At 70.4% G+C, this 13,103-nt stretch carries 10 protein-coding genes; 9 read left to right on the top strand and 1 reads right to left on the bottom strand.

The genetic code is table 11. The features are described from left to right. Positions 1-29: 29 nt before the first annotated feature. From G6G98_RS12315 to G6G98_RS12305, 3 genes are read left to right on the top strand one after another with little or no spacing between them, the layout of a single operon-like run. Positions 30-1,346 carry an ABC transporter substrate-binding protein gene (locus G6G98_RS12315; protein WP_164234149.1) on the top strand — a complete coding sequence of 439 codons (1,317 nt, stop codon included), beginning with the start codon at positions 30-32 and terminating at the stop codon, positions 1,344-1,346. A 2-nt stretch (positions 1,347-1,348) separates the two neighbouring features. Continuing rightward, entirely contained in the window at positions 1,349-2,245 is an 897-nt protein-coding gene (locus G6G98_RS12310; RefSeq protein WP_067356412.1) for a carbohydrate ABC transporter permease, read from the top strand. Continuing rightward, entirely contained in the window at positions 2,242-3,138 is an 897-nt protein-coding gene (locus tag G6G98_RS12305) for a carbohydrate ABC transporter permease (protein ID WP_084788438.1), read from the top strand. Before G6G98_RS12310 ends, G6G98_RS12305 begins: the two co-directional genes overlap by 4 nt. Positions 3,139-3,234: 96 nt before the next feature. On the opposite strand, the gene G6G98_RS12300 is transcribed toward G6G98_RS12305, so the two are convergent. Next, positions 3,235-3,891: a GntR family transcriptional regulator gene (locus tag G6G98_RS12300; RefSeq protein WP_084788437.1), complete on the bottom strand. Its 657-nt coding sequence runs from the start codon at positions 3,889-3,891 to the stop codon at positions 3,235-3,237. Positions 3,892-4,038: 147 nt separating this feature from the next. Here G6G98_RS12300 and G6G98_RS12295 point away from each other — a divergent pair, with 147 nt between their 5' ends. From G6G98_RS12295 to G6G98_RS12270, 6 genes are all read left to right on the top strand, one after another. After that, positions 4,039-6,108, top strand: coding sequence for a beta-galactosidase (locus G6G98_RS12295; protein ID WP_164234150.1), 2,070 nt, complete (start codon positions 4,039-4,041; stop codon positions 6,106-6,108). Between the two features lie 113 nt (positions 6,109-6,221). Beyond that, entirely contained in the window at positions 6,222-7,607 is a 1,386-nt protein-coding gene (gene gcvPA / locus G6G98_RS12290) for an aminomethyl-transferring glycine dehydrogenase subunit GcvPA (protein ID WP_067356406.1), read from the top strand. Next, entirely contained in the window at positions 7,604-9,190 is a 1,587-nt protein-coding gene (gene gcvPB / locus G6G98_RS12285) for an aminomethyl-transferring glycine dehydrogenase subunit GcvPB (RefSeq protein WP_164234151.1), read from the top strand. Before gcvPA ends, gcvPB begins: the two co-directional genes overlap by 4 nt. Positions 9,191-9,195: 5 nt before the next feature. Next, complete coding sequence (locus tag G6G98_RS12280; protein WP_164234152.1) at positions 9,196-10,644, top strand: ATP-NAD kinase family protein; 1,449 nt, start codon at positions 9,196-9,198, stop codon at positions 10,642-10,644. Between the two features lie 8 nt (positions 10,645-10,652). After that, positions 10,653-11,411 (top strand): SDR family NAD(P)-dependent oxidoreductase, encoded by a 759-nt coding sequence (locus G6G98_RS12275; RefSeq protein WP_164234153.1) that lies wholly within the window; start codon positions 10,653-10,655, stop codon positions 11,409-11,411. Positions 11,412-11,528: 117 nt separating this feature from the next. Continuing rightward, positions 11,529-13,046: an SDR family NAD(P)-dependent oxidoreductase gene (locus G6G98_RS12270; RefSeq protein WP_164234154.1), complete on the top strand. Its 1,518-nt coding sequence runs from the start codon at positions 11,529-11,531 to the stop codon at positions 13,044-13,046. Positions 13,047-13,103: the final 57 nt, after the last annotated feature.

The raw sequence follows: 13,103 nt of genomic DNA, 5'->3' as shown, positions 1-13,103 counted from the left end.
CAATATTCACACGCGACGAAGGAGTCATCATGAAGAAGCACGTCATCGGCCTCGCGGGTTTCGCCGCGGTCGGCCTCGCCCTCGCGGGATGCGCCACCGGCGGCGTCCCGACCGGGGGATCCGGCTCCACCGCCCTCGACCCCGACGCGAAGCTCGAGGGCGAGATCACGGTCTGGTCGTGGGACGTGGGCGCCGTCGCGCTCGAGCGCCTCGCCGCAGACTTCGAGAAGGAGCACGAGGGCACCACGGTCAACGTCGTCGACGTCGGCTACGACAACGCCTACGACAAGATGTCCGTCGGCTTCCAGGCAGGCACAGGGCTTCCCGACGTCGTCACCGTCGAGACGGATGCCGCCCCCGGCTACATCACGCAGTTCCCGAAGGGCATGCTCGACCTGAACCCGATCCTCGGCGAGGACGAGGCCGACTTCGACCCGTTCAAGTGGTCGGCGGGGTCGGATGCCGACGGCTCCCTGCGCATCGCGCCGTGGGATTCCGGCACTGTCGCGATGTTCTACCGCACCGACATCGTCGAGGAGGCCGGCGTCGACATCGAGGCCGTGCAGACCTGGGAAGACCTCATCGCGGCCGGCAAGGTCATCAAGGAGAAGACCGGGCACACGCTGATGTCGACCGACATCGCGGCCGGCGCCGGCTTCCAGGCGCGCCTGCAGCAGCTCGGGCAGGGGCTTTTCAACGAGAAGGGCGAGATCACGGTGAACTCGCCCGAGGCGGTGCGCGTGCTCACCATGCTCAAGGACATGAACGAGGCAGGGCTGCTCAAGAACGTGACCGGCTGGGACGGCCGGGTCACCTCTGCGAAGGACGGCGACTCCGCGGTCACGCCCGAGGCGGTCTGGTGGATCGGCACGCTGCAGGGCGACGCTCCCGAGCACGCCGGGAAGTACGGCGTGATGCCGCTGCCGGTATTCGACGAGGGCGGCGCCCGCACCTCGAACAACGGCGGCTCCGGCCTCGCCGTGCCCGCGCAGGCGAAGAACCCGCAGCTCGCGGCCGCGTTCGTCGACTTCGTGCTGGCGGATGCCGAGAACCAGGCGTCCATGATGAAGAACGAGGGCCTGTTCCCCTCGTACCTGCCGGCGCTGGAGGACGAGCAGTTCTCCGCGCCGGTCGACTACTTCGGCGGCCAGCCGGTGTACGAGGTCTTCGCCGAGCTCACCGGCGAGATCCCGCCGATCGTGTACACGTCCGACAGCGCCGAGGCGACCGACATCGTCGCGAACGCCGTCTCGGCCGCGGTGCTCAACGGAGCCGACCCGGCGACGGTGCTGGAGGATGCCGCGAAGCAGCTCGCCACCTCGACCGGCCGGGAGATCGCGGACTGATCATGGCTTCCGTCACCACGCTCGGGTCCGGGCGGCGCACCCGCCTGGACCCGGGCAGGGCCGGACGCTGGTTCGTGCTGCCGGCCGCCGCCCTGCTCGCCTTCTTCTTCGCCTATCCGCTGCTCGCCTCGCTCTGGCAGAGCCTGTTCCGCACCGAGGCGGGCGTCACCGAGTTCGTCGGGCTCGGGCAGTACGCCCGGCTCTTCGCCGACCCGCTGATCGCGAAGAGCCTGTTCAACGCGGGCCTCATCCTCGTCATCCAGGTGCCGCTGATGCTCGCGCTCGCCGTGGGTCTGGCCTATCTGCTGAACCAGTCCTGGCTGCGGTTCCGGTCGGGGTTCCGGCTGCTCACCTTCCTCCCCGCTGTCACGACCCTCGTCGCCTACGCGGTCGTCTTCCGGGTCCTGCTCGCCACTGACGGCGGAGCGGTGAACCAGCTGCTCGGCCTCGCCGGCATCGGACCGATCGACTGGCTGAACAACGAGTGGTGGGCGCGGGTCGCCGTGATCGCCGCGGTGACCTGGCGCTGGACCGGCTACAACATGGTCATCATCCTCGCCGGGCTCCAATCGATCCCGCCCGAGCTCTACGAGGCGGCGAAGGTCGACGGCGCCGGCCGCTGGCAGACCTTCTGGCACGTCGTGCTGCCACAGCTGCGCCCGGTGCTCATCTTCACCGGCATCACCTCGACGATCGGCGCGCTGCAGCTGTTCGACGAGAACTTCATCCTCACCGGCGGCGGGCCCAGCGACGCCACGCTCACCCCGGTGCTCTATCTGTACAAGGTCGGATTCCGTCAGTTCGACTTCGGCTACGCCTCCGCCATCGCGTGGATGCTCGTGCTGCTCACCGCGATCATCGCGATCGTGCAGTTCCGCGTCATGAGGGAGAAGAAGTGACCGATCTCGCCACCCGCACCCTCGTCACCGAAGGCCGGGAGACGCCCAGCCGCGGAGCGGGGGAGCGCGGCCTCCGCTCCGGCATCCTGAAGCTGCCGCTGTACCTGCTGCTGATCGCCGCCTCGGTGGTGTCGATCGTCCCGTTCCTGTGGATGGTCGTCGCGTCCACGCATCCGACCTCCGAGCTGTTCGGCACCCCGCTGCCGGTGCTCCCCGGCGGCGACCTCTGGGTGAACCTCGCCCGGCTCGAGGAGAGCATCGGCTTCAGCCGGGTGATGCTCAACAGCCTCCTCATCGCCGTGGTCTACACGGTGTTCAGCTCGATCGTCAGCATCATGGCCGGCTACGGCCTCGCCACGTACCGGTTCCGCGGCCGCGGCATCCTGCTCGGCGCCGTGCTCGTGACGATGATGATCCCGATGCAGGTGCTGCTCGTGCCGCTGTTCCAGATCATGGCCGGCATGGGGTGGATCGACACCTACCAGGCCGTCATCCTGCCGTTCCTCGCGAACGCGTTCGGGATCTTCCTCATGCGGCAGGGGTTCCTCGACTTCCCGGCGAGCCTCATCGAGGCGGCGCGGATCGACGGCGCTTCGGAGCTGCGGACGTTCTATCGGATCGTGCTGCCGGTCGCGAAGCCGCAGATCGCCGCGCTGGTGATCTACACGTTCATCAGCCAGTGGAACTCGTTCATCTGGCCGCTGCTGATGCTCAACACCGAGGCGAACTACACGGTGCCGGTCGCGCTGAACACGATGATCGGCATGAGCCGCGTCGACTACTCCGGCCTCATGCTCGGGTCGCTGCTGGCGACCCTGCCGCTGATGCTGCTGTTCCTGATCTTCCAGAAGCAGTTCGTCGCCGGCCTCCTCGGCGGTGCCGTGAAGGGGTGACCCATGCTGCTCCCGTATGAGTTGCTGCGGAGAAATCGGCGATTCCGCCGCAGAAACTCATACGGGAGCGGATGCTGGCGGGATGCCGTGGCCGGGTCAGGCGGTGAAGTAGCTGCTGGAGGCGTTGTCGAGGATGCGCTGCGCGCCGTGCATCCAGTTGACCTTGAGCGCGGCGACGGCGCCCGGGACGTCGCCCTCTGCCAGGCAGCGGGCGATCTCGGCGTGCTCGGCGGCGACGCGTTCGACCTTGGCCTCCTCCGGCACGAGCAGCGACTCGTAGCGGTGGATCGAGCTGCGCACGCTGTCGATCACGGCCAGGAGGCGGGTGTTCGGGCAGGCGGAGAGCATCACCGCATGCCACTCGTCGTCCTTGGCGATCACGAGCTGGTGCTCGACGAGCTCGTCGGCGAAGGCATCCGCCATCTCCTTGAGACGCACGCCGATGGCCTGCAGCTCGTCGGGCGGGCTGAGCTCGAGGGCGAGGCTCTCCAGGGCGGCCATGACGGGGGCGAGGTCGCGGAACTCCGACGCGCTGAGGGGCACGAAGCGGAAGCCCTTGCCGTTCTCGCTCTCGATCTGCCCCTCCGACTCGAGCGCGATGAGGGCTTCACGCAGGGGCGTGCGGCTGACGCCGAGCTCGCCGGCGAGCTGCACCTCGTTGATGCCCTCGCCGGGCTGCACGAGACCGGCCCGCATCCGGGCGAGGAGCTCCTCGCGCACCTGAGAGCGCAGGTTCTTGCGTTCGATGGCCATCGGCCGTCCCCCTTCTGCGTCGCGCCCCCGCCCGCCCAGCCTATGGGTTGACGGCTTCCGCGTGACGATCTACTGTGGTGTATACAGAATACAGCGGGCTCGGGAAATGCACCAGAGTCCGCGGCCAGGACTCAGAGAGGAGCACTCGTGCCCGCATCCGGTGGCGACCAGCCGATCCGACGCGTCCGCATCGACGCGCTCGCCTACGGCGGCGACTACAACCCCGACCAGTGGTCGGAGGAGACCTGGCACGAGGACATCCGCCTGATGCGCGAGGCGGGCGTGAACATGGTCAGCCTGCCGATCTTCAGCTGGCCGCAGCTCGAGCCCGAGCCCGGCGTCTACGACTGGGAGTGGCTCGACCGCATCATCGACCTGCTGCACGAGAACGGCATCCGCATCGATCTGGCCACGGCCACCGCCACCCCGCCGTCCTGGCTGCTGCGCGCCCACCCCGAGATGGCGCCATGGGATGCCGACGGCCACCGGCTCGAGTTCGGCTCCCGGCAGACCTACTGCCCGTCCTCGCCCGTGTGGCGCGAGAACGTCGCGCGGATGACGCGGGCCATGGCCGAGCGCTACGGGGAGCATCCGGGGCTGGCGATGTGGCACATCTCGAACGAGTACGGCGACCACACCTCACGCTGCTGGTGCCCCGAGTCGGCGAAGCACTTCCGCCGCTGGCTGGAGAACCGCTACGGCGACCTCGACGGGCTCAACGAGGCCTGGGGCGTCAACGTGTGGGGTCAGCGCTACACCTCCTGGGAGCACATCGAGACGCCGAAGAAGGCGCCGGGGCCGGTGAACCCCACCAAGCTGCTCGACTTCGAGCGGTTCTCGTCGGATGCCCTGCTGGAGCTGTTCCAGATCGAGATCGACGTGCTCCGCGAGGTCACCCCCGACATCGCCGTCACCACGAACTTCATGAGCATGTTCCGCGACCTGGACTACTGGGACTTCGCCGCCGTCGAGGACGTGGTGACCGACGACGCCTACCCCGAGCCCGCCGACCCGACCTCGCACGTCGGCGCAGCGCTCAACTACGGGCTCATGCGGTCCCTCAAGGGCGGGCAGCCGTGGCTGCTGCTGGAGTCGTCGGCCAGCGCCACGAGCTGGCGCGACGTCAACGTGCCGAAGGCGCCGGGCAAGATCCGGGTGGAGAGCCTGCAGGCCGTCGCGCACGGGTCGGATGCCGTGATGTTCTTCCAGTGGCGGCAGGCGAAGTACGGCCAGGAGAAGTTCCACTCCTCGATGCTCGGCCACCGCGGCGAGCGGTCGCGGAGCTTCCAGGAGACGAAGGCGCTCGGTCAGGAGCTGAAGAAGCTCGAGCCGGTGCGCGGCACCCGGGTGCGCTCGCGCGTGGCCCTCGTCGTCGACTGGGACTCCTGGTGGGGCTCCAGCGCGCTCGAGTCGCTGCCGTCGCAGCGCCTGCAGTGGGCGCAGCAGGCCCGCGCCTGGCACCGCGCGCTCTTTGCGCTCGGCCAGCCGACGGATGCCGTCCGCGCCGACGGCCCGTTCGACCGGTACGACGTGGTCGTCGTGCCGAACCTGTACATCACCGAACAGCCGCAGGCCGATGCGCTGCGCGCCTTCGTCGAGCGCGGCGGGCACCTCGTCGTCGGTCCTTTCTCCGGAGTCGTCGACGCCACCGAGAAGGTGCACGACGGCGGCGCCCCCGGTCCGCTGCGCGACCTGCTCGGCGTCGAGGTCGACGAGCAGTGGCCGATCGCGGACGGGCTCACCGAGACCATCGACTACGGCCACGACGTGCTCACGGTGCCGAGCTGGAGCGAGTGGCTCGAGGCGGATGCCGACGTCGAGGTGCGCGGCACGTACACGTCCGGCGAGCTCGCCGGTCTCCCCGCCGTGACCCGCCGCTCTGCCGGCGCCGGCTCCGCCTGGTACCTCAGCGCGATGCTCGAGCACGACAGCATGCTGCCGGTGTTCCGCGACGTGCTCCGCACGGCAGGCCTCCCCGCCCGCGATCGCGTCGACGTGGATGCCGAGGCCGTCACCCGCACCGACGGCACCACCGACTACACGTTCTACCTGAACCACGGGCGCAGCCCGGTGTCGTTCGCGCTCGCGGGACCCGCGACCGATCTGCTCACCGGCATCCGCCACACCGACCGGCTCGACCTCGAACGCTACGGCGTCGCAGTGCTGGCGGCGCCCCACACCGAGACCACCCCGTTCTCGCCGATCATCCCGAGCTGAGCTCTCGGACCCCAAGATCTCACGACCACCCGATCTTCCGACCACCCCGATCTTCCGACCAACTCGATCTTCCGATCACCCCGCACTTCCGATCACCACGTGAAGGAGGAAGCATGACGAGCGAGAGCTTCGTGCATCCGTACATCCCCAACACGGCACCCGAGTCGCGCGCAGCGATGCTCGCGGCCGTGGGCGCCGCATCCGTCGACGAGTTCTACGCCGACATCCCGGCGTCGCTGCGCCTGAACAGGCCGCTCGACCTGCCTGCCCCGCTCGTCGCCGAGCAGGACCTGGCCCGCCACGTCCGCGGCATCCTCGCGAAGAACACGCCGACCGGTGAGCGTCTCAGCTTCCTCGGCGCCGGTGTCTACAACCACTACGTGCCCGCCGTCGTCGACGAGGTCATCGGCCGCAGCGAGTTCCTCACCGCCTACGCCGGCGAACCCTACGAGGACCACGGCCGCTTCCAGGCCCTGTTCCAGTACCAGTCGCTCATGGCCGAGCTGCTCGAGATGGACGTCGTGAACGTCCCCACCTATGACGGCTACCAGGCCACCGCCACGGGCCTCACGATGTCAGGGCGGATCACGGGCCGCCGCCGCGTGATCGTGGCGAGCGACGTGCTGCCGGCCAAGCTCGCCAAGGTGGCCGACTACGTGCGGGCCCACCTGACGCTGGAGCATGTCCCGACCGTAGGCGGCACCGCCGACATCGCCGCGATCACGGCGTCCCTCGGTGACGACGTCGCGGCCGTCTGGGTGGAGACCCCCAGCGCCACCGGCGCCGTCGAGGCCGCCCTCCAGCAGATCGCGGACGCCGCCCACGCCGCCGGTGCCGTGCTCGTCGTCGGCACCGATCCGATCGGCTACGGCGTGCTCGCCCCGCCGTCGCTGCACGGCGCCGACATCGTCACCGGCGACATCCAGTCGCTCGGCCTGCACCAGTGGTACGGCGGCGCCCACGGCGGCTTCATCGCCGTGCACGACGACCCGACGTACGTCATGGAGATGCCCTCGCGCCTCTTCGGCCTCGCCACCACCGACGTGCCAGGCGAGTACGGCTTCGGCGACGTCGCCTACGACCGCACCTCCTTCGCGCATCGCGAAGAGGGCAAGGAGTGGGTCGGCACCGCCGCCGCTCTCTGGGGCATCGCCGCCGGCGTCTACCTCGCGCTCATGGGGCCCGAGGGCATGGCCGAGCTCGGCGAGACCCTCCTCGCCCGCACCCGCTACGCGCAGCAGGCGCTCGCCGCCGTCGACGGCGTCGAGCTCGACGACGACGCCGTGCACCTGCGCGAGTTCACCGTCACCCTCGCCGTCCCGGCATCCGATGTCGTCTCCGCACTGCGTGCGAAGGGGATCGAGCCCGGTGTGATCGTCGGCGAGCGCCGCCTCCTGGTGTGCGTCACCGAGCTGACCTCGCAGGCCGACATCGACACCCTGGCGGGCGCGCTCGCCTCCGTCATCACCCCCGAACTCGCTGAGGAGAACAACCGATGAGCCTCCCCGTCGCCCCGAAGCCGGCGCTGCGCCGCTTCCAGCAGGCTCGCTGGGACGAGCCGGTCATCTTCGAGCTGTCCACCCCCGGTGAGCGCGGCGTGCTCGTCTCGCAGGTCGAGGCGGGAGTCCGCGAGGCCGTCGGCGACGTGGTCGGCGCGCTGCCGGCATCCCTGCGCCGCCCGTCGAGGCCGAAGCTTCCCGAGATGGGGCAGATGCGCGTGCTCAAGCACTACCTGCGCCTGTCGCAGGAGAACCTCGGCGCCGACTTCAACGTCGACGTGGGCCAGGGCACCTGCACCATGAAGTACTCGCCGAAGATCAACGACCAGCTGATCGACACACCGAAGCTCACCGACATGCACCCGCATCAGGACCCGGCCGACGCGCAGGGCGTGCTGGAGATCGTCTGGAATCTCGAGCGGATGCTCGCCGAGATCTCCGGCATGGACGAGGTCTCCCTGCACACCCAGGGCGGGTCGGCGGCGATCTGGTCGAACATCGCCATGATCCGCAAGTACCACGAGGCGAACGGCGAGGACGAGCAGCGCCGCGAGGTCATCACCACGATCTTCAGCCACCCGTCCAACGCGGCGGCGGCGAAGGCGGCCGGCTACGAGGTCATCACGGTGTTCCCGGATGCCGACGGCTACCCCGACCTCGCCGCGCTCAAGGCAGCGCTCTCCCCGCGCACGGCGGCGATCATGGTCACCAATCCCGAGGACACCGGCATCTACAACCCGGCCATCAAGGAGTGGGTGGATGCCGCGCACGCCGTCGGCGCGCTCGCCTCCTACGACCAGGCCAACGCCAACGGCATCCTCGGCATCACCCGAGCCCGCGACGCCGGCTTCGACGTCTGCCACTTCAACCTGCACAAGACGTTCTCCACCCCGCACGCGTGCGGCGGCCCCGGTGCCGGTGCGAACGCGGTCTCGGCCGCCCTGGCTCCGTTCCTCCCCGGTCCGCGGGTCGTGCGTCTCGACGACGGCACGTTCGACGTGGCCGAGGCGGGAGAGCAGTCGATCGGCGCGGTCGCGCCGTTCCACGGCGTCATCCCGAACATCGTGCGCGCGTACTCGTGGATCATGGCGCTCGGCGCCCCGGGGCTGCTGGCGGCGGCCGAGATCGCGGTGCTGAACAACAACTACCTGCTGAAGAAGGTTCTCGACATCCCCGGCGCCTCGGCGCCGTACGCGACGGGGCGCCGCCGCATCGAGCAGGTGCGCTACTCGTGGGAGGAGCTGTTCCAGGAGACCGGCATCACCTCCGAGGAGATCGGGATCCGCATGACCGACTTCGGCATGCACTACTGGACCAGCCACCACCCGTACGTCGTGCCGCAGCCGTTCACGCTCGAGCCGACCGAGTCGTACTCGAAGGCAGAGCTCGACGAGTACGCCGCGACGCTGGCCGAGGTCGCGCGCGAGGCGCGGGAGACCCCCGAGGTCGTCCGCACGGCCCCGCACAACCAGACCGTGCACCACACGCACCACGACGACCTCGACGACCCGGAGCGCTGGGCCATCACCTGGCGTGCGTACCAGCGGAAGTACTTCGCCGCCGACGCTTCCTCGGGGGCCTGACCGTCGTGATCGGACTGGTCGTCAACCCTGTCGCCGGAGTCGGCGGGCCCGCGGGCCTCGCCGGCTCCGACGGCGCGGACGTGCAGCGCCTCGCCCTCGCGCGCGGCGCGCGCTCGCGCGTGCAGGAACGGACGGCCCTCGCGCTGCGCGTGCTGGCGGCGCAGCATCCGGGACTCGTCGTGGCGACCGCGGCCGGGGCCATGGGAGCAGATGCCGTGCGCGCCGCCGGGCTCGTGCCTCGCGTGGTGTACCCGGCGTCCGGCGCGGGAACAGGCGAACACGCCGGGAAAGGCGAATCGGCGGCAGGATCGCCTGATCTCGCGCGAACGCCTGTTCTCGATCACGCCACTGATGCCGCCGACACCTCCCGCGCTGTCGCCGCAGTGGCCGCGGCGGGAGCCGACCTCATCCTCGTCGTCGGCGGCGACGGGACCCTGCGGGATGCCGTCGCCGGGCTGGGCGCCTCGGTCTCCGGTTCCACAACTCCGGAGCACCATGCCGTCGAGGCAGGTTCCGGGGCGATCCCCGCGGAAACCGTCGCAGATCTCCGGAGTTCTGGCGGGGCCGCACCGTTCATGACTCCTCAAGAAGCTGCTGCCGGGGCCCGTTCGGGGGCAGATCCGAGCGGAACTGGTCCGATTCTGAGGAATTCCGAACAGGAAGCGCCGGCGCCGGCGGAAGCGCACGGGCCGGTGGCCGAGCGGATGCCGGCGGTGCTCGGAATCCCCGCCGGCGTGAAGATGTACTCCCCGGTGTTCGCGGTCAGTCCCCGCGCCGCGGGCGCGATCGCGGCCGAGTGGGTCGCACAGGGCGGGCTGCCCGTCGAGGAGCGCGAGGTGCTCGACATCGACGAGGCGGCGATGCGCCGCGCTCGCGTCGACCCCGCCTTGTACGGCTTCCTCCGGGTGCCGTATCGCAGCGGCCGCACCCAGGCCCGCAAGGCCGCGACCCCGGCCACCGAGGCCGCCGCCGTCGAGGCCGCGGCTCGCGGCGCCGTCGCACGGATGCGTCCCGGCATCCGCTACCTGCTCGGACCCGGCGGCACGACCGCCGAGGTCGCCCGCCGGCTCGGCGTCGAAGGGTCGCCGCTCGGCGTGGACGTCGTCCTCGACGGCATCGTCATCAAGACCGCCGCGAGCGAGCGCGAGATCCTCGCCGAGATCGCGGAGGGTCCCGCCCAGGCGATCGTCACCGTCATCGGCGGGCAGGGGTTCCTCCTCGGCCGGGGGAACCAGCAGCTCTCGGCGTCCGTCCTCCGCGCCCTCGGCGACGACCCGCTCCTCGTCGTGGCACCGGAGCAGAAGCTCCTCGACCTGCACGGCCGCGCTCTCATCGTCGACACCGGCGACCCGGAGCTCGATGCCCGACTCGCCGGGCACGTGCGCATCATCACCGGGGTCGGCACCAGCAGTCTGTATGCCGTCACCGCCCCCGAACTCGCCCCCACACAGTAAGGAACACCATGCGTCTCGAGAACAAGAAGGCCATCGTCACCGGCGGTGCAGGCGGCATCGGCCGCGCCACGTCGATCGCGCTCGCCGCGGAGGGCGCGGCCGTCGCCGTCGTCGACCTGAACGCCGAGGCCGCCGAGGCCGTCGCAGAAGAGATCCGCGAGGCCGGAGGCACCGCCGTCGCGATCTCCGCCGACGTCTCCAGCGAGGCCGACATCGAGCGCGTCGTCGCCGCCACGGTCGCCGAGTTCGGCGGCGTGAACGTCGTCTTCAACAACGCGGGCATCATCCGCCGCACCACCGCCGTCGAGACGACGGTCGAGGAGTGGGACCGCGTCTTCGGCGTCAACGTGCGCTCGATCTTCCTCATGTGCAAGCACGTCGTGCCGATCATGGAGGCCGCGGGCGGCGGCTCGATCATCAACACCGGGTCCGGCTGGGGGCTCAAGGGCGGCGGCCAGGCGATCTCCTACTGCGCCTCCAAGGGCGCCGTCGTGAACATGACGCGCGCACTCGCGATCGACCACGGCCCTGCCGGCATCCGCGTCAACTCGGTCAACCCGGGAGACGTCAACACCGGGATGCTCAGCGACGAGGCGCGCCAGCTCGGGCAGGATCCGGCCGCCTTCCTCGCCGAGGCCGCCGACCGGCCGCTGCGCCGCATGGGGCAGCCGAGCGAGATCGCCCAGGCCGTGGTCTGGCTCGCGAGCGACGACTCCTCGTACGTCACCGGCTCGGCGCTGGTGGTCGACGGCGGCGGCATCGCCTGACGGCATCCGCCCCGCGTGGGCGGCGCAGTTCGGAGAGGACGACTCATACCGGAGCGGATGCCGGGGCGGGCGCCGCCCCGGGGCATACCCCCAGGACTCTCGCGTAAAATCGGCCCAATGACCGACGCGCCCGACGCCGCCCCCGATCTCGGCCCGGGCATCGACCCCGATGACCTCGCCACCACGCTGCGCGTGCTCGCCGAGCTGCACACGATCGACAACGAGCATCCGGACTTCGTCGCCGTGCGCCATGCGACCGCCGCGATGTTCAAGGCCGTCAAGCGGGTGCGCCGCAAGGAGATCCGCGACGCGATCGCCGAGGCCGACAAGGCCGTCGTCGCGCGCACCGCGACCGGCGCGCCCGACCGCATCGACGACGAGACCCGCGGCAACGACCTGGCATCGAGCGTCGTGGACGCCCCGATCGCCGGCGAGCTGATCAAGCCGCGCAACTGCTACATCTGCAAGCAGCCGTACACGATCGTCGACGCGTTCTACCACCAGCTCTGCCCGGACTGCGCCCGCTTCAGCCACGGCAAGCGCAACGCCCGCACCGACCTCACCGGCAGGCGCGCCCTGCTCACCGGCGGCCGCGCGAAGATCGGCATGCACATCGCGCTGCGCCTGCTCCGTGATGGCGCGCACACGACGATCACCACGCGCTTCCCGCGGGATGCCGTGCGCCGCTTCTCGGCCCTGCCCGACTCGGCCGACTGGCTGCACCGGCTGCGCGTCGTGGGCATCGACCTCCGCGACCCCGCCCAGGTGATCGGCCTCGCCGATTCGGTCGCGGCTCAGGGACCGCTCGACATCCTCATCAACAACGCCGCCCAGACCGTGCGCCGCTCTCCCGGCGCCTACTCTCTGCTGGCGGATGCCGAGCTGCAGCCCCTCCCCGACGGCCCGCTCCCCGAGATGGAGACCTTCGGGCACACGGCCGACCCGCACCCCCAGGCGCTGCAGGCCTCGGTCGACGCGCATCCGCTGCTGTCGGTCGCGGCCCTCGGCGGCACCGTCGCCGAGCAGGGCGGACAGGCGCTGACCGCCGAGGACCTCGCGCGTCTCGCGATGGCCCCGGGGTCCTCGTCGCTGGAGAAGCACGCCGACGGCACGGCGATCGACGCCGGCGGGCTCGTGCCCGACGTGAACCGCGTGAACAGCTGGGTGCAGTCGGTCGATCAGGTCGACCCGCTCGAGATGCTCGAGGTGCAGCTCTGCAACACCACGGCGCCGTTCCTGCTGATCAGCCGCCTCCGCCCCGCGATGGCGGCGTCGAGCGCCCACCGCAAGTACGTGGTCAACGTCTCCGCGATGGAGGGCCAGTTCTCCCGCCGCTACAAGGGACCCGGGCACCCGCACACGAACATGGCGAAGGCCGCGCTGAACATGCTCACGCGCACCAGCGCGGGCGAGATGCTCGAGACCGACGGCATCCTGATGACCGCCGTCGACACCGGCTGGATCACCGACGAGCGCCCGCACTACACGAAGGTCCGCCTCGCGGAGGAGGGCTTCCACGCCCCGCTCGACCTCGTCGACGGCGCAGCCCGCGTGTACGACCCGATCGTGCGCGGCGAGGCCGGCGAGGACATCCACGGCGTCTTCCTCAAGGACTACGAGCCCAGCCCCTGGTGAGCTGAGACGGCGGCGCACCGCATCCGCTTCGCGCGCCATCCGCATGAGCGAGAACCG

Source organism: Microbacterium hydrocarbonoxydans, assembly GCF_011752045.1.
GTDB lineage: Bacteria > Actinomycetota > Actinomycetes > Actinomycetales > Microbacteriaceae > Microbacterium.
Note: the sequence above shows the minus strand (reverse complement) of the source record. Positions and strands in the feature narration are given on the sequence as shown.

Coding starts and splice junctions, on each gene's coding strand:
- G6G98_RS12315 (WP_164234149.1), top strand. CDS start 30: ATGAAGAAGCACGTCATCGGCCTCGCGGGTTTCGCCGCGGTCGGCCTC.
- G6G98_RS12310 (WP_067356412.1), top strand. CDS start 1,349: ATGGCTTCCGTCACCACGCTCGGGTCCGGGCGGCGCACCCGCCTGGAC.
- G6G98_RS12300 (WP_084788437.1), bottom strand. CDS start 3,891: ATGGCCATCGAACGCAAGAACCTGCGCTCTCAGGTGCGCGAGGAGCTC.
- gcvPA (WP_067356406.1), top strand. CDS start 6,222: ATGACGAGCGAGAGCTTCGTGCATCCGTACATCCCCAACACGGCACCC.
- gcvPB (WP_164234151.1), top strand. CDS start 7,604: ATGAGCCTCCCCGTCGCCCCGAAGCCGGCGCTGCGCCGCTTCCAGCAG.
- G6G98_RS12275 (WP_164234153.1), top strand. CDS start 10,653: ATGCGTCTCGAGAACAAGAAGGCCATCGTCACCGGCGGTGCAGGCGGC.
- G6G98_RS12270 (WP_164234154.1), top strand. CDS start 11,529: ATGACCGACGCGCCCGACGCCGCCCCCGATCTCGGCCCGGGCATCGAC.